Annotated in this window: 17 protein-coding genes; 16 read left to right on the top strand and 1 reads right to left on the bottom strand. The window is 73.4% G+C overall.

Translation table 11 applies throughout. The annotated features are described in order from the left end of the window. Positions 1-78: 78 nt before the first annotated feature. The gene (locus tag ACFUVW_RS05805) at positions 79-303 is read right to left on the bottom strand and encodes a YtxH domain-containing protein (RefSeq protein WP_430570400.1); all 225 of its coding nucleotides are present in this window, start codon (positions 301-303) and stop codon (positions 79-81) included. A 300-nt stretch (positions 304-603) separates the two neighbouring features. On the opposite strand from ACFUVW_RS05805, the gene ACFUVW_RS05800 reads away from it, so the two are divergent. The 16 genes from ACFUVW_RS05800 (at position 604) to ACFUVW_RS05725 (ending at position 19,858) form a co-directional block, all read left to right on the top strand. Further along, positions 604-1,917 (top strand): geranylgeranyl reductase family protein, encoded by a 1,314-nt coding sequence (locus ACFUVW_RS05800; RefSeq protein ID WP_430570399.1) that lies wholly within the window; start codon positions 604-606, stop codon positions 1,915-1,917. Positions 1,918-2,025: 108 nt separating this feature from the next. Then, complete coding sequence (locus tag ACFUVW_RS05795; RefSeq protein WP_429735904.1) at positions 2,026-2,388, top strand: NADH-quinone oxidoreductase subunit A; 363 nt, start codon at positions 2,026-2,028, stop codon at positions 2,386-2,388. Between the two features lie 98 nt (positions 2,389-2,486). Then, positions 2,487-3,038, top strand: coding sequence for a NuoB/complex I 20 kDa subunit family protein (locus ACFUVW_RS05790; protein WP_429735902.1), 552 nt, complete (start codon positions 2,487-2,489; stop codon positions 3,036-3,038). Continuing rightward, complete coding sequence (locus ACFUVW_RS05785; protein WP_430570398.1) at positions 3,035-3,847, top strand: NADH-quinone oxidoreductase subunit C; 813 nt, start codon at positions 3,035-3,037, stop codon at positions 3,845-3,847. Before ACFUVW_RS05790 ends, ACFUVW_RS05785 begins: the two co-directional genes overlap by 4 nt. Then, on the top strand, positions 3,844-5,190 hold the full coding sequence (locus ACFUVW_RS05780) for an NADH-quinone oxidoreductase subunit D (RefSeq protein ID WP_430570397.1): 1,347 nt from the start codon (positions 3,844-3,846) through the stop codon (positions 5,188-5,190). Before ACFUVW_RS05785 ends, ACFUVW_RS05780 begins: the two co-directional genes overlap by 4 nt. Further along, the gene (nuoE, locus tag ACFUVW_RS05775) at positions 5,187-6,059 is read left to right on the top strand and encodes an NADH-quinone oxidoreductase subunit NuoE (protein WP_430570396.1); all 873 of its coding nucleotides are present in this window, start codon (positions 5,187-5,189) and stop codon (positions 6,057-6,059) included. The genes ACFUVW_RS05780 and nuoE overlap by 4 nt, the downstream gene beginning before the upstream one ends. Then, positions 6,052-7,386: an NADH-quinone oxidoreductase subunit NuoF gene (gene nuoF, locus ACFUVW_RS05770; RefSeq protein WP_430570395.1), complete on the top strand. Its 1,335-nt coding sequence runs from the start codon at positions 6,052-6,054 to the stop codon at positions 7,384-7,386. The genes nuoE and nuoF overlap by 8 nt, the downstream gene beginning before the upstream one ends. Next, positions 7,386-10,055, top strand: coding sequence for an NADH-quinone oxidoreductase subunit G (locus tag ACFUVW_RS05765; protein ID WP_430570394.1), 2,670 nt, complete (start codon positions 7,386-7,388; stop codon positions 10,053-10,055). The genes nuoF and ACFUVW_RS05765 overlap by 1 nt, the downstream gene beginning before the upstream one ends. Further along, positions 10,052-11,398, top strand: coding sequence for an NADH-quinone oxidoreductase subunit NuoH (gene nuoH / locus ACFUVW_RS05760; RefSeq protein WP_430570393.1), 1,347 nt, complete (start codon positions 10,052-10,054; stop codon positions 11,396-11,398). Before ACFUVW_RS05765 ends, nuoH begins: the two co-directional genes overlap by 4 nt. Continuing rightward, the gene (gene nuoI, locus ACFUVW_RS05755; RefSeq protein WP_430570392.1) at positions 11,395-12,174 is read left to right on the top strand and encodes an NADH-quinone oxidoreductase subunit NuoI; all 780 of its coding nucleotides are present in this window, start codon (positions 11,395-11,397) and stop codon (positions 12,172-12,174) included. Before nuoH ends, nuoI begins: the two co-directional genes overlap by 4 nt. Continuing rightward, positions 12,171-13,034 carry an NADH-quinone oxidoreductase subunit J gene (locus ACFUVW_RS05750; RefSeq protein ID WP_430570391.1) on the top strand — a complete coding sequence of 288 codons (864 nt, stop codon included), beginning with the start codon at positions 12,171-12,173 and terminating at the stop codon, positions 13,032-13,034. Before nuoI ends, ACFUVW_RS05750 begins: the two co-directional genes overlap by 4 nt. Beyond that, on the top strand, positions 13,034-13,333 hold the full coding sequence (nuoK, locus tag ACFUVW_RS05745) for an NADH-quinone oxidoreductase subunit NuoK (RefSeq protein WP_430550571.1): 300 nt from the start codon (positions 13,034-13,036) through the stop codon (positions 13,331-13,333). Before ACFUVW_RS05750 ends, nuoK begins: the two co-directional genes overlap by 1 nt. Before the next feature lie 28 nt (positions 13,334-13,361). After that, the gene (gene nuoL / locus ACFUVW_RS05740) at positions 13,362-15,281 is read left to right on the top strand and encodes an NADH-quinone oxidoreductase subunit L (protein ID WP_430570390.1); all 1,920 of its coding nucleotides are present in this window, start codon (positions 13,362-13,364) and stop codon (positions 15,279-15,281) included. A 25-nt stretch (positions 15,282-15,306) separates the two neighbouring features. Continuing rightward, on the top strand, positions 15,307-16,920 hold the full coding sequence (locus ACFUVW_RS05735) for an NADH-quinone oxidoreductase subunit M (RefSeq protein ID WP_430570389.1): 1,614 nt from the start codon (positions 15,307-15,309) through the stop codon (positions 16,918-16,920). Continuing rightward, positions 16,917-18,692 carry an NADH-quinone oxidoreductase subunit NuoN gene (gene nuoN, locus ACFUVW_RS05730; RefSeq protein WP_430570388.1) on the top strand — a complete coding sequence of 592 codons (1,776 nt, stop codon included), beginning with the start codon at positions 16,917-16,919 and terminating at the stop codon, positions 18,690-18,692. Before ACFUVW_RS05735 ends, nuoN begins: the two co-directional genes overlap by 4 nt. 110 nt (positions 18,693-18,802) lie before the next feature. Then, complete coding sequence (locus tag ACFUVW_RS05725) at positions 18,803-19,858, top strand: polyprenyl synthetase family protein (protein ID WP_430570387.1); 1,056 nt, start codon at positions 18,803-18,805, stop codon at positions 19,856-19,858. Positions 19,859-19,872: the final 14 nt, after the last annotated feature.

Raw genomic sequence — 19,872 nt, 5'->3', positions numbered from 1 at the left:
GATCTGTTCGGCAGCGGGTGGATCAGTTCGGCAACGCCGCGTGCCGAACTGATCCACCCGCTGCCGAACAGATCGTGGTCAGCTGGGTGAGCTGCCGGGGGCGCGGTCCTTGAGGGCGCTGCCCTGCTCCTTGGCGAACTCGGTCACGCTGCTCGTGACGTCCGAGACCTTGGCCTGCACACGCGGGTCGTTCCAGGTCTCCGTCGCCCAGTCCTTGGCCTTGTCGAGCTGCTGCCGGCCCTTCTCGGTGCCGAGCAGGTAGCCGAGCGCCGCGCCGACGACGAATGCCGGTCCTGCCTTCATGTCGCGCCTCCTCATGGTCGTGCGGTTGGTGGCCGCTGACGGCCGGGTCGTGGGTCGTGCGCACGACCGTAGGCGCGACCGCCGTCGTACGCACCCCGCGACATGCCGGCGTCGGCACCCTGCCGGACCTGCGAGGACGCACCGTCCCGCCGCCCCGTGGACCGGCGCGCCGGGAAGGAAGGCTTACCTTCCTACACAGCGCCGCCCGAACGTGACTAGAGTGCTCGCAAGAGTTGTGATGGGGTTCACAAATCGACTCCGGCACCGTCGCCGGGACGCTCGAGGGATCGAGGTGAGCACGTGCGGTCAGGTCGCGTGGACGACGCCGACGTCATCGTCGTGGGCGCCGGCCCGGCGGGGACGTCCACGGCCCACTGGTGCGCTGCCGCAGGTCTCGACGTCCTCCTGCTCGACAAGGCGTCCTTCCCTCGCGACAAGGTGTGCGGCGACGGGCTGACGCCGCGCGCCGTCGGCGAGCTGGCCCGCATGGGGCTCGGCACCCGCGAGGACGACGGCTGGATCCGCAACGAGGGCCTGCGCGTGGTCGCCGGCGCCCGGTCGTGGGAGCTGCCCTGGCCCGACCTCGACTCGTATCCCGGCTACGGCATGGCCCGCGCCCGGACGTCCCTGGACCACCGGCTCGCGCAGCACGCGCAGGCCGGCGGCGCCAAGCTGCTCGAGCGCACCAAGGTGACCGGCCCGGTCCTCGACGAGCGCGACGGCCGCGTCGTCGGCGTGCGGGCGCAGGCCCTCGACGTCCGCGGGCGCGCCGACGGCGCCGAGACGACCTACCGCGCGCCCGTCGTCGTCGCCGCCGACGGCGTCTCCTCGCGCTTCGCGACGGGGCTCGGCATCGCCCGCCGCGACGACCGCCCGCTCGGCACGGCGGTGCGCACGTACTTCCGGACGGAGGGCACGTCCCGCCACGAGGACGCGTGGATGGAGTCGCACCTCGAGCTGTGGGACGGCGCGCCGGGTGCGTCGAACCTCCTGCCCGGCTACGGCTGGATCTTCGCGCTCGGCGACGGCACGGCCAACGTCGGCCTCGGCTCCGTGAGCTCCACGCCCGCCCGCCAGTCCGCTCACGGGCACGACTACAAGGGCATGATGCAGGCCTGGATGCGCAACGCCCCCGCCGAGTGGGGGTTCACGCCCGAGAACCAGGTGGGCCCGATCCGCGGCGCCGCGCTGCCGATGGGCTTCAACCGCAGCCCGCTCTACCGCGACGGCGCGGTGCTGGTGGGCGACGCGGCCGGGATGGTCAGCCCGTTCAACGGCGAGGGCATCGCCTACGCCCTGCAGGCGGGCCGGGTGGCGGCCGACGCGATCGCGCAGGCGCGCACGCGCACCACGGACGACGCGCGGGAGCGGACGCTCGCCTCCTACGCCGACCGGATGCGGGCCGACCTGGGCGGCTACTACACGCTGGGCCGCTGGTTCGTGCGGCTCATCGAGCACCCGCAGATCATGCGGATCTGCGTGAAGCACGGGCTGCCGCGGCCGGTGGTCATGCGGTTCGTGCTCAAGCTGCTGTCCGACTGCTACGAGCCGCGCGGCGGTGACTGGGTGGACCGGGTCATCGCGGGGCTCACGAGGGTGGTCGCGTCGGCATGAGCGCGGCACGACGATCGGGTGAGGCCAGCAGAGCATGAGCGCACACGAGCACAAGGGAGTGGTCGAGATGCACGAGGTCGAGACGGCCGTGCGGACGGGGGGCTCGCGATGACGAACCCGTACGTGCCGGTCCTCATGCTCATGGGCGTGGCGCTGGTGCTCGCCGTGGGCGGCGTGGCGGCCAGCGCCGTCATCGGGCCCAAGCGCTACAACCGGGCCAAGCTCGACGCCTACGAGTGCGGCATCGAGCCGACGCCGCACGCGGTCGGCGGCGGGCGGCTGCCGGTCAAGTACTACCTGGTCGCGATGACGTTCATCGTCTTCGACATCGAGGTGGTCTTCCTCTACCCGTGGGCGGTGGACTTCGCGGTGCTGGCCGGCTTCGGCCTCGTCGCGATGCTCACGTTCCTCGCCCTCATCACCGTGCCGTTCGTCTACGAGTGGCGGCGCGGCGGCCTCACCTGGGTCTAGCCCCGGGCGCACCACCAGCACCACCCAGCACGACACGGAACGACGGACGGCATCGGCGCCGAGGATCCTCACGCCGATGTTCACGAAGGGGAGGGGTCATGGGCCTGGAAGAGGCTCCGTCGGGCTTCCTGCTGACGACGATCGAGGACCTGGCGGGCTACCTGCGCAAGGCGTCCGTATGGCCGGTGACGTTCGGGTTGGCGTGCTGCGCCATCGAGATGATGGCGGCGGGCGCGTCGCGGTTCGACCTGTCGCGGTTCGGCATGGAGGTGTTCCGGGCGTCGCCGCGGCAGGCGGACCTCATGATCGTCGCGGGCCGGGTGAGCCAGAAGATGGCGCCCGTCGTGCGGCAGGTCTACGACCAGATGAGCGAGCCCAAGTGGGTGCTGTCCATGGGCGTGTGCGCGTCCAGCGGCGGCATGTTCAACAACTACGCGATCGTGCAGGGCGTCGACCACATCGTCCCGGTCGACGTGTACCTGCCGGGCTGCCCGCCCCGCCCAGAGATGCTCATCAACGCGATCCTCGCGCTGCACCAGCACATCCAGGACTCGCCGCTGGGCGTGAACCGCAAGGAGGCGGCCGCGGCCGCCGAGGCGGCGGCGCTCGAGGCCACCCCGACGTTCGAGCTCAAGGGGCTGCTGCGATGAGCGACGGCACGACGGCGGGCGGTCGCGCGGCGGACCAGCCCGTCCCGCAGCCCGAGGAGGTGCTCGGGCCCCGGTCGGGGGAGCTGGTCTCGGGCAGCGAGCAGGCCGGCCGCGGCGGTCGGGGGCCCGAGGTCGTCGAGGTGCGGCGCGGGATGTTCGGCGTCCACGGCTCGGGCGACACGTCGGGGTACGGCGGCCTGGTGCAGCCGGTCGCGATGCCCGGCGCCGCGACGCGGCCGTACGGCGGCTGGTTCGACGAGGCCGTGGACGTGCTCGCCGAGGTGCTCGGCGACCAGGGCGTCGCGTTCGACGACGCGGTGGAGCGCGTCGCGGTCGACCCGCACACCGACCCGCCGAGCCCGCACGCCGAGCTCACGCTGCACGTCGCGCGCGAGCACCTCCTGGCGGTCTGCCAGGCGCTGCGCGACGACCAGGACCTGCGGTTCGAGCTCAGCCTCGGCGTCTCGGGCGTGCACTACCCGCAGGACACGGGACGCGAGCTGCACGCCGTCTACCACCTCACCTCCGTGACGCACGGCCGCCGGCTGCGGCTCGAGGTCGCGGTGCCCGACGCCGACCCGCACGTCCCCTCCACCACGTCGGTGTACCCCACCAACGACTGGCACGAGCGCGAGACCTGGGACTTCTTCGGGATCGTCTTCGACGACCACCCCGGCCTGGCCCGCATCGAGATGCCGGACGACTGGCCGGGACACCCGCAGCGCAAGGACTACCCGCTCGGCGGCATCCCCGTGGAGTACAAGGGCGCCACGGTGCCGCCGCCGGACACCAGGAGGTCGTACTCGTGACTACTGGAACCTTCAGCGCCACCCGGCCGCCGACCGCCGACGAGTTCGACCCCGGAATCCCGGGCTTCGAGGCGTCCGGCGGCGACTGGGACGAGATCGCCCGCGAGGCCGTGGGCGAGGAGCGCATCGTCGTCAACATGGGCCCGCAGCACCCGTCCACGCACGGGGTGCTGCGCCTCATGCTCGAGATCGACGGCGAGACGGTCACCGAGGCCCGCTGCGGCATCGGCTACCTGCACACCGGCATCGAGAAGAACATGGAGTTCCGCACCTGGGCGCAGGGCACCACGTTCTGCACCCGGATGGACTACCTCGCGCCGCTCTTCCAGGAGACGGCGTACTGCCTCGCCACCGAGAAGCTGCTCGGCATCACCGACGACGTGCCGGAGCGGGCGTCGATCATCCGCGTGCTGATGATGGAGCTCAACCGGGTGGCGTCCCACCTGGTGTGCCTGGGCACGGGCGGCAACGAGATGGGCGCGACGACGGTCATGACGATCGGCTTCACCGCCCGCGAGGAGATCCTCCGGCTGTTCGAGGCCGTCACCGGGCTGCGGATGAACCACGCGTACGTGCGGCCGGGCGGCGTCGCGCAGGACGTGCCGGAGGGGTTCGAGGACCAGGTCCGGGCGGCGCTGCCGAAGATCCGCCACTACCTGGGCCAGCTCGGCGACCTCATGCTCGCGAACCCGATCTTCAAGGCGCGGCTCACCGACGTCGGGGTGCTCAACCTCGCCGGCTGCATGGCGCTGGGTGTCACGGGGCCGGTGCTGCGCTCCACGGGGCTGCCCTACGACGTGCGCAAGGCGTTCCCGTACTCCGGGTACGAGACGTACGACTTCGACGTCCCGACGTCGACCGACGCGGACTGCTACTCGCGCGTGGTGCTGCGCCTGGAGGAGTGCTACCAGTCGCTGCGCATCGTCGAGCAGGCGCTCGCGCGGCTGGAGTCGACCTCGGGGGCGCCGGTCATGGTGGCGGACAAGAAGATCGCGTGGCCAGCGCAGCTCGCCGTCGGCGCCGACGGGCAGGGCAACTCGCTGGACCACATCCGCCAGATCATGGGCACCTCGATGGAGGCCCTGATCCACCACTTCAAGCTCGTCACGGAGGGCTTCCGGGTGCCGGCCGGGCAGGCGTGGCAGACCGTCGAGCACCCGCGCGGCGAGCTGGGCGTGCACGCGGTGTCCGACGGCGGCACCAAGCCGTACCGGGCGCACTTCCGCGACCCGTCGTTCAACAACCTCCAGGCCGTGTCGGTGATGTGCGAGGGCGGCCAGGTGGCCGACGTCGTCGTCGCCGTCGCGTCCCTGGACCCCGTGCTGGGAGGGGTCGACCGATGACGGCAGAACCCACGAGCGCCCGCTCGGCCACGCGGTACGACGCCGACACGCTCGCGTCGCTGGCCGCCGACGCCGCGGCGATCAAGGCGCGCTACCCGGACCCGCGCTCCGGGCTGCTGCCGATGCTGCACCTGGTGCAGTCCGTGGACGGCTACGTGAGCCGCGACGGGATCCTGTTCTGCGCCGAGCAGCTCGAGATGACGCCCGCCGAGGTGAGCGCCGTCGCCACGTTCTACACGCAGTACAAGCGGCACCCCAACGGCACCTACACGGTGGGCGTGTGCACCAACACCCTGTGCGCGGTGATGGGCGGCGACGCGATCTTCGACGAGCTGAGCGAGCACCTCGGCGTCGGGCACGACGAGACCACCGAGGACGGCGCGATCACGCTCGAGCGCGTCGAGTGCAACGCGGCCTGCGACTACGCGCCGGTCGTGATGGTCAACTGGGAGTTCTTCGACAACCAGACGCCGGAGTCGGCGACGGACCTCGCCGACCGGTTGCGGGCGGGCGAGCCGGTGGCGCCCACGCGCGGCGCGTCGTCGGTGTGCGGCTTCAGGCAGATGAGCCGCGTGCTCGCGGGGTTCACCGACGGCCGCGCCGACGAGGGCGTGGGCGCGGGGGAGCCGACCCTCGCCGGGCTGCGGCTGGCGCGCGCGGCGGCCGCCGTCGACGGCGGGGAGGCGACGGCCGAGCCCGCGCGGCAGGAGGCCTCGACCGGTGCGACCGGCGACGTCCCGCCCGAGACGGGGACGGCGCAGTCCAGCGCGGAGCGCACGCCGGCCGCGCCGGGGGACGAGAGCCCCGGCCGGTCGCCGTCGGGCGGCGACGCGAACCCCGAGCCGGAGAAGGGCGGCAGCGATGACTGATCTCATGCCGGTGCTCACGGACACATGGGACGCGGACCGGTCGTGGAAGCTCGCGTCGTACGAGGCCGCCGGCGGGTACGCCGGGCTGCGCAAGGCCCTGACCATGGAGCCCGCCGACCTCGTGCAGACGGTCAAGGACTCCGGGCTCCGCGGCCGCGGCGGCGCCGGGTTCCCGACCGGCATGAAGTGGGGCTTCCTGCCCCCGCCGGACGGCGGCCCGCGCTACCTCGTGGTCAACGCGGACGAGTCCGAGCCGGGCACCTGCAAGGACATCCCGCTGATGCTGGCGAGCCCGCAGCACCTGGTGGAGGGCATCGCGATCACCAGCTACGCGATCGGCTGCCACCACGCGTTCGTGTACGTGCGCGGGGAGGTGCTGCACGTGTACCGCCGGCTGATGGCGGCGGTGCAGGAGGCGTACGACGCCGGGTTCCTCGGCACGGACGTGCTCGGCTCCGGCTTCGACCTGGACGTCACCGTGCACGCGGGCGCCGGCGCCTACATCTGCGGCGAGGAGACGGCGCTGCTCGACTCGCTCGAGGGCAAGCGCGGCCAGCCGCGGCTCAAGCCGCCGTTCCCCGCCGTCGCGGGCCTGTACGCGCGGCCCACCGTGGTCAACAACGTGGAGTCGATCGCGTCCGTGCCGGGCATCGTCGCCCGCGGGGCCGACTGGTTCGCCGGCATGGGCACCGAGAAGTCCCAGGGGCACGGCCTGTTCTCCCTGTCGGGGCACGTGACCCGGCCGGGCCAGTACGAGGCGCCGCTCGGGATCACGCTGCGCGAGCTGCTCGACCTCGCCGGCGGGATGCGCGCCGGGCACGAGCTGAAGTTCTGGACGCCGGGCGGGTCGTCGACGCCGCTCTTCACGGCCGACCACCTCGACACCCCGCTCGACTACGAGTCGGTGGGCGCGGCCGGGTCCATGCTCGGCACCCGCGCGCTCCAGCTCTTCGACGAGACGACGTGCGTCGTCCGGGCCGTCAGCCGGTGGACCGACTTCTACGCGCACGAGTCGTGCGGCAAGTGCACGCCCTGCCGCGAGGGCACCTACTGGCTCAAGCAGGTGCTGCACCGCATCGAGGCGGGACGGGGCGAGGAGCGCGACGTCGACCTGCTGCTCGACCTGTGCGACAACATCCTCGGCCGCGCGTTCTGCGCGCTCGGCGACGGCGCGACGTCGCCGGTGACGTCGAGCATCCAGCTCTTCCGCGACGAGTACCAGGCGCACATCGACTCACGCGGGTGCCCCTTCGACCCGCGCGCCAGCGCCCTGTTCCCGTACACCCCCAAGCAGTCGCCGGCGCTCGCCGGGGCGGGAGGTCACTGATGACGGCGACCACGGACAAGTCCACCGCGGCCGCGCCCCCGGTGGAGACGGTCACGCTCACCATCGACGAGGTCGAGGTGACGGTGCCCAAGGGCACGCTGATCATCCGCGCGGCCGAGCAGGTAGGCATCCAGATCCCGCGGTTCTGCGACCACCCGCTGCTCGAGCCTGCCGGCGCGTGCCGGCAGTGCCTGGTCGAGGTCGCGATGCCCGACCGCGAGGGCAACGTGCGGCCCATGCCGAAGCCGCAGGCCTCGTGCACGATGACGGTCACGCCGGGCATGGTCGTCAAGACGCAGCGCACCTCGCCGGTCGCGGACAAGGCGCAGCACGGGGTCATGGAGCTGCTGCTCATGAACCACCCGCTGGACTGCCCGGTGTGCGACAAGGGCGGCGAGTGCCCCCTGCAGAACCAGGCGATGAGCAACGGGCGCGCGGAGACCCGGTTCGAGGACGTCAAGCGCACGTTCCCCAAGCCGATCGCGGTGTCGACCGAGATCCTGCTGGATCGCGAGCGCTGCGTGCTGTGCCAGCGCTGCACCCGGTTCAGCGACGAGATCGCGGGCGACGCGTTCATCGCGCTCCAGGAGCGCGGCGCGCACCAGCAGATCGGCCGGTTCGACGAGACCGTGCTCGACTTCACGCCCCCGCCCGGCCAGCCGGCGGAGGAGACGTTCGGGGCCTCGGCCGCGACCGCCGGCGGGCAGCCGTTCGCGTCGTACTTCTCCGGCAACACCGTGCAGATCTGCCCGGTGGGCGCGCTCACGGGCGCGGCCTACCGGTTCCGCTCCCGGCCCTTCGACCTGGTGTCGACGCCGGGGATCTCCGAGCACGACTCGTGCGGCTCCGCGATCCGGGTGGACCACCGGCGCGGCGTGGTGCTGCGGCGGCTGTCGGGGGAGGACCCGGCGGTCAACGAGGAGTGGATCACCGACAAGGACCGCTTCGCCTTCACGTGGCAGGCGGCGCCCGACCGGCTCACCGTCCCGCTGGTGCGGGACCGCGTGCTCGACGAGCACGGCGCCGTCGTGTCCCGCGGGGAGCTGCGGCCGGCGTCGTGGGTGGAGGCGTTCGAGCTCGCGGCCGAGGGCCTGGCCGCCGCCCGTGCGGCGGGCGGGGTCGGGGTGCTGCCCGGGGGCCGGCTGACCGTCGAGGACGCGTTCGCCTGGTCGCGGTTCGCGCGGACCGTGCTCGGCACGGACGACGTCGACCAGCGGGTCCGCGTGGGCTCGGCCGAGGAGACGGCGTTCCTGGGCCACGCGGTGGCGGGCACCGGCGTCGGCGTGACGTTCGGCGACGTCGAGGCCGCCCCGACCGTGCTGCTCGCCGGGCTCGAGGCCGAGGAGGAGGCCGGCGTCACCTTCCTGCGGCTGCGCAAGGGGGTGCGCAAGCACGGCACCAAGGTGTGGTCGATCGCGCCGTTCGCGAGCCGTGGGCTCGCCCGGCTCGACGGCGAGCTGCTGCCCGCCGCGCCCGGCACCGAGGCGGAGTGGCTGGGCATCCTCGCCACCCGCGCCGGCGGCGGCCTGGTGCCCGCCGACTCCGACACGGGCCGGACCGGGGAGACGCTGGGCGCCGTCGCCGACGGCCTCGCGGCCGACGGCGCGCTGATCCTCGTGGGTGAGCGGCTCGCGTCGGCGCCCGGCGCCTACGGGGCCGTGCTGAGGCTCGCGGAGGCCACCGGCGCCCGCGTCGCCTGGATCCCGCGCCGCGCGGGGGAGCGCGGCGGCGTCGAGGCGGGCCTGCTGCCCGGGCTGCTGCCCGGCGGTCGCCCGCTCACCGACCCCGCGGCCCGCGCCGAGGTGGCCGCGGCGTGGGGCGTCGACGCCGACGCCCTGCCCGCAGCGCCGGGGCGTGACGTCGCGGAGATCCTCGACGCCCTCTCGGTCGGCCAGCTCGGCGGCGCCCTCGTCGGCGGCGTCGAGCTCGCCGACCTGCCCGACCCGGCGCACGCCAGGCGTGCCCTCGGGGCCGCGGGCTTCGTCGTCTCGCTCGAGGTCCGGCGCTCGGAGGTGACCGAGCTGGCGGACGTCGTGCTTCCTGTTGCTCCTCCCGGCGAGAGGGCGGGGTCGTACTGGAACTGGGAGGGCCGTGTCCGCGCGTTCGGCCAGGCGCTGGAGTCGGCCGCGCTGCCCGACCACCGGGTGCTCGACGCGCTCGCCGCCCAGGCCGGCGTCGCGCTCGGCGCGGCCACCCCGCTCGACGCGCACCGTGCGATCGCCGCCCTGCCCGCGTGGGGCGGCGCCCGCGTGCCGGCCCCGCGGTCCGAGCCGGTCGAGCCGCCGGCGGTGCCGGCCGGGTCCGCCGTGCTGGCGAGCTGGCACCTGCTGCTCGACGACGGTGCCCTCCAGGACGGCGAGCAGTTCCTCGCCGGCACGGCCAAGCGGCCCGTCGCGCGGATGTCCGCGGCCACGGCGGCCGCGGTCGACGTGTACGACGGCGACCGGGTGACCGTGTCCACCGACCGCGGCGCGGTGACGGTGCCCGTCGCCATCACGGAGATGGTCGACCACGTCGTGTGGCTGCCGCTCGCGTCGCGCGGGTGCCGGGTGCACGACGAGCTCGGCGCCGCGCCGGGCGACCTCGTGCGGATCGGCCCGCCGGAGCCGGTCGCCGCGGGCGGGGTCCCAGGCTCGACCGACGAGAAGGCACAGGGAGGGGCCGCATGATCCCGGGGGTCGCGTCCGACTTCAGCAACGACTGGCTGTGGGTGTCGCTGATCAAGGCGGTGCTCATCGTCGTCTTCCTGCTGACCAGCGTGCTCTTCGCCATCTGGTTCGAGCGGAAGGTCGTGGCGCGCATGCAGGTGCGCCCCGGCCCCAACTGGCACGGGCCGTTCGGCCTGCTGCAGTCGCTCGCGGACGCGATGAAGCTGCTGCTCAAGGAGGACGTGAACGTCACCCGGGCGGACCGGATCGTGTACCTGCTGGCGCCGATGATCTCGGTGTTCTGCGCGCTGCTGGTGTTCGCAGTCATCCCGTTCGGCCCCGAGGTGACGATCCCGTTCACCGACTACACGACGCCCGCGCAGCTCACCGACTTCCCGGTGGCGGTCCTGTACGTGCTGGCCTGCGCGTCGATGGGCGTGTACGGGATCGTGCTCGGCGGCTGGTCGTCGGGGTCCACCTACCCCCTGCTCGGCGCGGTGCGGTCCACGGCCCAGGTGATCTCGTACGAGCTCGCGATGGGGCTCTCGCTGGTCAGCGTGTTCATCATGGCCGGCTCGATGTCGACCTCCCAGATCGTGGCGTCGCAGACGAGCATCTGGTGGTTCCTGCCGCTGCTTCCCGCGTTCGTCGTCTACGTCATCTCGATGATCGGCGAGACCAACCGGCTCCCGTTCGACCTGCCGGAGGCCGAGGGCGAGCTCGTCTCCGGCTACATGACCGAGTACAGCTCGATGAAGTTCGCCTGGTTCTTCCTGGCGGAGTACATCAACATGCTCAACGTCTCCGCGGTCGCGACCACGCTGTTCCTCGGTGGTTGGCGGGCCCCGTGGCCGCTGTCGGCGATCAACGACGGGATGTTCAACACCGGCTGGTGGCCGGTGCTGTGGTTCCTGGTCAAGCTCTGGCTGGTCATGTTCGTGTTCGTCTGGGTGCGCGGCACGCTGCTGCGCCTGCGCTACGACCAGTTCATGTCGTTCGGGTGGAAGGTGCTCATCCCGGTCGCGCTGGCGTGGGTCGTGGTGCTCAGCGTGTTCCAGTACCTCGGCCTCGCGGGCGTCACCCGCACCCAGCTCATCACCGGGGTCGCCGTCGCGGCGGTGGTCGTCATCGGCCTCCTGTGGCTCTGGCCGGACCGGAAGGCGAAGGCCGACGCCTCCGGGCCACCGGGGGACGCGCGCCGGGACTTCGACGCCTTCGCCGACGGGTTCCCCGTGCCGCCGCTGCCCGGGCAGGCCCTGCCGCCGTCGCCCCGCGCGCGCCGGCACGTCATGCAGGCCGCCGACGTCCCGGGCGCGCCCGCCGCCCCCGACCCCGCCGTCGACCGATCCGAGGAGACGCGATGACCGACCAGCCGTACGAGCCGCTGCGCCCGTCCAAGGGGCCCCTGGGAGAGCTGTTCGCCCCGGTGGCCGGGTTCGGCGTGACGTTCTCGTCGATGTTCCGGCCCACGGTGACGGAGCAGTACCCGCGCACCAAGACGCCGCCGCAGCGCCGGTACCACGGGCGCCACCAGCTCAACCGCTACGCGGACGGGCTGGAGAAGTGCATCGGCTGCGAGCTGTGCGCGTGGGCGTGCCCCGCGGACGCGATCTACGTGGAGGGCGCGGACAACGCCGAGCTGCCCGACGGGGCGCACCTGTCGCCCGGCGAGCGGTACGGCCGCGTCTACCAGATCAACTACCTGCGCTGCATCTTCTGCGGGCTGTGCATCGAGGCATGCCCCACCCGGGCGCTCACGATGACGAACGACTACGAGCTCGCGGGCCCCGACCGCGCCGGGATGATCTACGAGAAGCAGGACCTGCTCGCCCCGCTCGCCGAGGGGATGCTCGCCGCACCGCACCCGATGATCGAGGGGACCACGGACACCGAGTACTACCGCGGCGACGTCACCGGCCCGACGGAGCAGCAGGTCGACTGGGTGCGCGAGCACCGGCCGGACGACCCGACCCTGGACGCCGCCGCCCGGGTGGCGCACGGGGACGCGCCGCCCCCCACCCCGCGCCGGCACCGGCTGCGCGGCAGCGCCACCAAGGCCGCCGTCGCGACCCGGCAGGCCGCGGAGGGCGGGCACGTGGCGACGCTGCCCACCCCCGACCTGACGGACGGCCGGCCGTGACCGCGTCGGGCGCGGAGGCCGCGCTGTTCTGGGTGCTCGCGCCGCTCATGGTGCTCGCCGCCCTCGGGCTGCTGTTCGCCCGCAAGGCGGTGCACGCCGCGGTGTGCGTGATGTTCGTGATGGTCGGCCTGGCCATCCTCTACGTGGCGCAGGAGGCGCCGTTCCTCGGCGTCGTGCAGGTGGTCGTCTACACGGGTGCCGTGATGATGCTCTTCCTGTTCGTGCTGATGCTCGTGGGCGTCGACTCCGCCGACTCGCTGACCGAGACCATCAAGGGCCAGCGCTGGCTGGGCGTGCTGCTCGGCCTCGGGCTGGTCGTGGTGCTGCTCGGCGTGATCGCGCAGGCCGCGTTCCCGCCCGCCGTCGGGCTCGCGGCGACCGCGGAGCTCACCAACCCGGTGGCCCTGGCGCGCGTGCTGCTGGGCGACTACGTCCTCGCGATGGAGGTCGTCGGCGTCCTGCTGGTCACCGCCGCGCTCGCCGGCCTCGTGCTCACGCACCGCCGCCGGCTCAGCGTGCGCCCCACCCAGCGCGTCCTTGCGGCCGCGCGGGTGGCCGCCCTGCCGGAGGGCCGCACGCTCACGCCGCTGCCCGCGCCCGGCGTCTACGCGCAGAACAACGCCATGGACACGCCGGCGCTCGGCCCTGACGGCGAGCCGCTGCCGCACTCCGTGCCGCGCGTGCTGCGCATCCGGGGGCAGGAGCGGTCGGCCACGGCGGTGCTCGCCGAGGAGGAGACGCTCGTCGCGCGCGACGACTCGCGCCTCATCGGCGTGGGGCCGTCGTCCGGACGGACCACCGAGGCCGAGCCCGACGCGCCGGACGGGACCACCGACGACGAGGACGGGGAGGTGCGCTGATGGAGATCACGAACTACCTGGGGCTGGCCGCGATCCTGTTCGCGATCGGTGCGACGACGGTGCTGCTGCGGCGCAACGCCATCGTGGTGTTCATGGGCGTGGAGCTGATGCTCAACGCCACCAACCTCGCGTTCGTGACGTTCGCGCGCATCCACGGCGACGTGACGGGCCAGGTGCTCGCGTTCTTCGTCATGGTGGTCGCCGCGGCCGAGGTCGTGGTGGGGCTCGCCATCATCATCACGATCTTCCGTTCCCGCCGGTCGGCCTCGGTCGACGACGTCAACCTGCTGCACAGCTGAGAGGCGACCTGTGGACACGCAGACGACGATGCAGACTCTCTCCCTCGCCCCCTGGCTGGTCGCGACGCCGATGATCGGCGCCCTCGTGCTGCTGGTCGCCGGCCGGCGCACCGACCGGTGGGGGCACTGGCTGGGCGTGCTGGCCAGCGCGGCGACGTTCGTCGTCGGGCTGGTGATGCTGCTCGACATGCTCGGCACCCCCGCAGAGGAGCGGGTGGGCACCCACACCGTGGGCACCTGGATCGACGCGGGCGCCCTGCACGTGGACCTCGGGTTCCAGGTGGACCCGCTGTCGATGACGTTCGTGATGCTCGTGACGTTCGTCGGCACGCTGATCCACGTGTACTCGGTGGCCTACATGGACCACGACGTCGACCGTCGCCGGTTCTTCGGGTACCTCAACCTGTTCGTCGCGGCGATGCTGCTGCTGGTGCTCGCGGACTCCTACCTGCTGCTCTTCGTCGGCTGGGAGGGCGTGGGCCTGGCGTCGTTCCTGCTCATCGGGTTCTGGGACGGCAAGCGGGAGAACGCGGTCGCGGGCAAGAAGGCGTTCGTCATGAACCGCGTCGGCGACATGGGGCTCATCGTCGCGATGATGCTCCTGCTCGCGACGTTCGGGGCGGTCGACTTCGCCACCGTGCTGCCGGCGGCCGGCGAGGGCGCGACGGCGGCCGGTCAGGGCATGATGACGGCGATCGGCCTCATGCTCCTGCTGGCGGCGTGCGGCAAGTCGGCGCAGCTGCCGCTGCAGGCCTGGCTCGGGGACGCGATGGCGGGCCCGACGCCGGTGTCCGCGCTCATCCACGCGGCCACGATGGTGACCGCGGGCGTGTACCTGCTGGTGCGCTCGGGCCCGATCCTCGAGGCCGCGCCGGACGCGCAGCTCGTCGTCGCGATCGTCGGCGCGCTGACCCTCCTGTTCGGGGCGATCGTCGGTACCGCCAAGGACGACATCAAGAAGGCGCTCGCGGCGTCGACGATGTCGCAGATCGGCTACATGATGCTCGCCGCTGGCCTGGGGCCGGTCGGGTACGCGTTCGCGATCTTCCACCTGCTCACGCACGGCTTCTTCAAGGCGGGGCTGTTCCTCGGCGCCGGGTCCGTGATGCACGCGATGGACGACGACGTGAACATGCGCCGCTTCGGCGGTCTCGCCCGGCTGCTGCCGGTCACGGCGATCACGATGGGCCTGGGCTGGCTCGCCATCCTGGGCGTGCCGCCGTTCTCCGGGTTCTGGTCGAAGGACAAGATCATCGAGGCCGCGTTCGTGGGCGAGGGCTGGCGGCCGTGGGTCTTCGGCCTGGCGGCGCTGCTCGGCGCCGGGATCACGGCCTACTACATGTCGCGGCTGTTCTTCATGACCTTCGCGGGACGCCGGCGGTGGAGCACCGACGGCGCGGACCACACGGTGGAGCGGCACCCGCACGAGGCCCCGCGCCTCATGACCTGGCCGATGATCATCCTCGCAGCGGGGTCGGTGCTCCTCGGCGGGCTCCTGGCGCTGGGCGACCGGTTCGTCACCTGGCTGGAGCCGGTCACCGGGCACGCGGAGCACCACGAGCCGGTGCTGCCGGTATGGCTGCTCATGACGCTCACGCTCGTGCTCGTGCTGCTCGGCGCGTTCCTCGCGTTCCGGCAGTACGCGATGGCGGCCGTGCCGGTCGAGCCGCCGGCGGCGCCCGCCGTCGTGCGGGCGGCGCGCGTCGACCTGTACCAGGACGCCGTCAACGAGTCGCTGGTGATGCGGCCGGGGCAGTACCTCACCCGGGCGCTCGTCTACTCGGACCGCACCGCGGTCGACGGCGGCTGGCTGGGCCTGGCGGGCGGCATCGGGCGCCTCGGCGCCCGGCTGCGGCGGCTGCAGAACGGCTACGTGCGCTCGTACGCGGCGACGATGCTCGGCGGCCTCGGCGTCGTCGGGCTTGTCGTCTGGGCGCTGGCGAGCTGATCCGGACGTGAACGAAGGGATGACGATGTCCACAGGGTTCCCCTGGCTCACGGTCCTCATCGTGTGGCCGCTGGTGGCCGCGGCCGCGACGGCCCTCACGGGCGTGGGCCGGGGCCGCCCGGCCGCCGGCCCGGTCACCGGGGGCAGGTTCGGGGCGGGCGCCGCCCGTACGGTCGCCCTCGTCGGCGCGCTGGTGGAGGTGCTCCTGCTGGTCGGGGCCTTCGCGGCCTTCGACACCGGCGACGCGGGGACCCACCAGCTCACCGAGACGCACTCCTGGATCCCGGCGATCGGGGCCAGCTACGCCGTCGGCGTCGACGGCGTGGGCCTGCTCCTCGTCGCGCTGTCGGTGGGTCTGGTGCCGCTGGTGATCCTCGCCGCCTGGCGCGAGCAGGGCGGCGACCACGTGCGGCTGCGCCGCTACCTCGCCACCGTGCTGCTGCTCGAGGCGTTCATGGTGACGGTCTTCGTCGCCCGGGACGTGTTCCTCTTCTACGTCGTGTTCGAGGCCATGCTGATCCCCGCGTACTTCCTCATCGGCGGGTTCGGCCAGGGGCCGCAGCGCCGGTACGCCGCGGTGAAGTTCCTGCTGTTCTCGCTGGCCGGCGGCCTGGTCATGCTGGTGGGCGTCATCGCGCTCTACCTGCAGGTGCCGGCCGCGGACCGCGGTCCGCAGGCCTTCCTCACCGACAACCTCACGGGGCTGACGCTCGACCCGACGGCCGAGAAGCTCATGTTCTGCGCGTTCTTCCTCGCGTTCGCGATCAAGGCGCCGATGTTTCCCGTGCACTCGTGGCTGCCCGACGTCACGCAGCACTCGACGGCCGGCACCTCGACGCTGCTGATCTGCGTGCTCGACAAGGTGGGCACCTTCGGGATGCTCACCCTGTGCCTGCCGCTGTTCCCCGCGGCGAGCCGCTGGGCGGCGCCGTTCGTCATCGTGCTCGCGGTGATCTCGATCCTGTACGGCGCGATCCTCGCGATCGGCCAGAGCGACCTGCTCCGGCTCATCGGCTACACGTCGGTGTCGCACTTCGGGTTCATCATCCTGGGCATCTTCACGTTCACGTCGCTGGGCACCGCCGGCTCCGGGCTCATGATGCTCAACCACGGCATCTCCACCGGGGCGCTGTTCCTGATCGCCGGGTTCGCGATCGCGCGGCACCCGCGCCAGAGCCAGCTCATCGGCGACTACGGCGGCCTGCGCCGGGTGGCGCCGATCCTGGGCGGCACCTTCCTCGTGGCAGGCCTGTCCGCGGCCGCGCTGCCCGGCCTGGCGACGTTCGTCTCCGAGATCATGGTGTTCCTCGGGTCGTACGCCCGCTGGCCCGCCGCCGTGCTCGTGGCCGTGCCCGCCGTCGTGCTGGCCGCCGTGTACGTGCTGCTCACCTACCAGCGCATGTTCACGGGGGAGACGACGCCCGAGCTCGCGTCCGCGCGCGACCTCGACGGCCGCGAGCGGACCGTGGCCGGCGTGCTCGTCGGGGCTCTGCTCGTGCTCGGCCTCGTGCCCGGCCCGGTGCTCGACTACGTGCGGGCACCCGGGGAGGTCGCGGTCGAGCAGGTCGGCGAGACGGACCCGCCGCCCGTGATCCAGCCGTCGGCCCAGGACGCCGTCACCGAGGGGAGCCAGCTGTGAACGACTTCGTCGCCCCGCCCATCGACTGGGCCGCCGTCTCGCCGGTGCTGATCGTGCTGGCGGCGGGCGTGCTCGGCGTCCTCCTGGAGGCGTTCGTCCCCGCCCGGGCGCGGCGCACGACGCAGCTCGCCCTCACCCTGGCGGCGCTCGCGGGCTCGCTCGTGGCGGTCGGGCTCCTGTGGGACCGGGTGCAGGAGAACGCGGTGTCCGTGGTCGGCGGGTCGTACCTGCTGACGCCGTTCGGCCTGGGCGTGCAGGCCGTGATCGGGGTGTGCGCGCTGCTGGGGGTGCTCGTCGTCGCGGAGCGCACCACGACCGGCCAGGACGCGTTCGCCCCGGCCGCGGCGGCCGTGCCGGGCACGGCGTACGAGGACGAGACGCGTCGCGCGGGCCTCCAGCAGACCGAGATCTACCCGCTGCTGCTGTTCTCGACCGGCGGCATGCTGCTCTTCCCGGCCACCGACGACCTCATCGTCATGTTCGTCGCGCTCGAGGTGCTGTCGCTGCCGCTGTACGTGCTGTGCGCGACGGCGCGGCGCCGCCGTCTGCTCAGCCAGGAGGCCGCGTTCAAGTACTTCGTGCTGGGCGCGTTCGCGTCCGCGCTGTTCGCCTTCGGCATCGCGCTCGTCTACGGCTTCGCCGGGACCGTGCGCCTGCAGGGCGTGGTCCAGGTGCTCGCGGACCCGTCCGTCTCGCCGCTGGGGTCGATGACGGCCCTGGTCGTGGTCGGGCTGCTGCTGGTGCTCAGCGGGCTGCTGTTCAAGATCGGCGCCGCGCCGCTGCACGCCTGGACCCCCGACGTGTACCAGGGCGCGCCCACGCCGATCACGGGCTTCATGGCGGCGTGCACCAAGGCCGCCGCGATGGGCGCGCTGGTCCGCGTGCTGTTCACGCTGGCGAACGGCCTGAACCCCGCGGTCCGGCACGACGTCGAGGTCGCGCTCTGGGCGGTCGCCATCCTCACGATGCTCGTCGGCACCGTCGTCGGCGCCGTGCAGACCGACGTCAAGCGCCTGCTCGCGTACTCCGCGATCGCGCACGCCGGGTTCCTCCTGGTCGGCGTCGTCGGGATGGACGAGGCCGGCTCGCGGGCCGTGCTCTTCTACCTGCTCGCGTACGGGCTCGCGTCGGTCGGCGCGTTCGCGGTCGTCACGCTGGTGCGCGAGCGCACGGTGTCGGGCGACGACGACGCCGCAGGCAGGACGGCCGGCGGGCCGGTCCCCGACGACGGCGTGGTGCTGGGGGAGGCCACGCGGCTGGCGCAGTGGGCGGGCCTGGGCCGCCAGGCCCCGTGGCTCACCGCGGCGTTCTCGCTGTTCCTCCTGTCGATGGCGGGGATCCCGCTCACGGCCGGCTTCGTGGCGAAGTTCGGCGTCTTCTCGGCCGCGGTCGAGGCGGGGGCGTGGCCGCTCGCGCTGCTCGGCGTGCTCGCGTCCGCCGTCTCCGTGTTCTTCTACGTCCGGGTCATCGTGCTCATGGTGCTCACCCCGCCGCCCGGCGGGGACCGGCGCGCGGCGCCGGCGGGCGCGGCCTCGTCCGGGACGGCGGGGGGCGACGAGCCGGGCGCGGACGGCGCCGGCGGCGGTGACACCGCCACGGTGACGGGTGCGGCGACGCGCACGCTGGTGTCGCGGACGGTCGTGACGGTGGTCGGCTCGCGCGGGCCCGCGGCGTTCGCGATCGCGGTGTGCGCGGTGGGCGTGCTGCTCCTCGGCGTCCTCCCGGCGGGCGCGCTGGACCTCGTCGGCCAGGCGGCGCAGTTCCGGCCGTGAGCGCGGGGCGCCGCGGCGGTGGGAGCGGGCCCGGCGGGCGTGAGCGACCCGACGCGGCCGAGGGCCGTCTCGGTGCGGTGTTCGGCGTCCCGGCCGGATAGGTTCGGACAGTGACTCGCGCTCCTTCCGCCTCGGCCCCCCGGCCCGGGCCCACGCCGCCCCCGGCGCCGCCGGCGATCCCGCTGTCCGACCCGGCGCTCGCCGACCGGCTCGCCGAGCGCATGACGCGGGTGGACGCGGCGCTCGACGACGCCGTGGCCTCGGCGGACGCCCTGGCCGACGACGCGTCGCGGCACCTCGTCGCGGCCGGCGGCAAGAGGTTCCGCCCGCTGCTCACCCTGCTCGCGGGCGAGCTGGGCGACGGGACCCGCCCGGAGCTCGTGGACGCGGCGGTCGTCGTGGAGCTCACGCAGGTCGCGTCGCTGTACCACGACGACGTCATGGACTCCGCGCCGGTGCGCCGCGGGGCGCCCGCCGCGCACACCGTGTGGGGCAACTCGGTCGCGATCCTCGTGGGCGACCTCCTGTTCGCCCGGGCGTCCGCGCTCGTCGCGGGCCTCGGCCCCGAGGCGGTCGTGCTGCAGTCGCGCACGTTCGAGCGCATGTGCCTCGGCCAGCTGCACGAGACGATGGGCCCCGGGCCCGAGGACGACCCGGTGCAGCACTACCTGCAGGTGCTCAGCGACAAGACGGCGTCGCTGCTCGCGACGTCGGCGCGCCTCGGCGCGATGTTCGGCGGCTGCGAGCCGGCGGTCGTCGAGGCCGTGGCGGCGTACGGGGAGAAGGTGGGCGTCGCGTTCCAGCTCGCCGACGACGTGCTGGACATCGCGTCCTCCGGCGACGAGTCCGGCAAGACGCCCGGCACCGACCTGCGCGAGCACGTGCCGACGATGCCGGTGCTGCTGCTGCGTCAGCGGGTCGCGCGGGGCGAGGCCTCCGCGGCGGACGCGGCTCTCGTCACCCGGCTCGACGGCGACCTCGACGGCGACGACGCGCTCGCCGCCGTCGTCGCGGAGCTGCGGGCGCACGACGTGCTCGCCGAGACCCGCGCCCTCGCCGGCCGGTGGGCCCGCGAGGCCGCCGCCGAGCTGGCGCCGCTGCCCGACGGTCCGGTGAAGCAGGCGCTCGGGGACCTCGCGGAGGCGTTGGCCGACCGCACGGCATGACCGGGCGCCGGCGT

It is taken from the genome of Isoptericola sp. NPDC057391 (genome assembly GCF_042668085.1).
GTDB lineage: Bacteria > Actinomycetota > Actinomycetes > Actinomycetales > Cellulomonadaceae > Isoptericola.
This window is presented reverse-complemented; position numbering and strand designations above follow the sequence as displayed.

What these genes read in the sequence shown, in the direction of transcription:
- ACFUVW_RS05805 (WP_430570400.1), bottom strand. Translation starts at nt 303, where the DNA reads ATGAAGGCAGGACCGGCATTCGTCGTCGGCGCGGCGCTCGGCTACCTG.
- nuoF (WP_430570395.1), top strand. Translation starts at nt 6,052, where the DNA reads ATGACTGATCTCATGCCGGTGCTCACGGACACATGGGACGCGGACCGG.
- nuoI (WP_430570392.1), top strand. Translation starts at nt 11,395, where the DNA reads ATGACCGACCAGCCGTACGAGCCGCTGCGCCCGTCCAAGGGGCCCCTG.
- ACFUVW_RS05735 (WP_430570389.1), top strand. Translation starts at nt 15,307, where the DNA reads ATGTCCACAGGGTTCCCCTGGCTCACGGTCCTCATCGTGTGGCCGCTG.
- nuoL (WP_430570390.1), top strand. Translation starts at nt 13,362, where the DNA reads ATGCAGACTCTCTCCCTCGCCCCCTGGCTGGTCGCGACGCCGATGATC.
- ACFUVW_RS05795 (WP_429735904.1), top strand. Translation starts at nt 2,026, where the DNA reads ATGACGAACCCGTACGTGCCGGTCCTCATGCTCATGGGCGTGGCGCTG.
- nuoE (WP_430570396.1), top strand. Translation starts at nt 5,187, where the DNA reads ATGACGGCAGAACCCACGAGCGCCCGCTCGGCCACGCGGTACGACGCC.
- nuoH (WP_430570393.1), top strand. Translation starts at nt 10,052, where the DNA reads ATGATCCCGGGGGTCGCGTCCGACTTCAGCAACGACTGGCTGTGGGTG.
- ACFUVW_RS05765 (WP_430570394.1), top strand. Translation starts at nt 7,386, where the DNA reads ATGACGGCGACCACGGACAAGTCCACCGCGGCCGCGCCCCCGGTGGAG.
- ACFUVW_RS05785 (WP_430570398.1), top strand. Translation starts at nt 3,035, where the DNA reads ATGAGCGACGGCACGACGGCGGGCGGTCGCGCGGCGGACCAGCCCGTC.
- ACFUVW_RS05790 (WP_429735902.1), top strand. Translation starts at nt 2,487, where the DNA reads ATGGGCCTGGAAGAGGCTCCGTCGGGCTTCCTGCTGACGACGATCGAG.
- nuoK (WP_430550571.1), top strand. Translation starts at nt 13,034, where the DNA reads ATGGAGATCACGAACTACCTGGGGCTGGCCGCGATCCTGTTCGCGATC.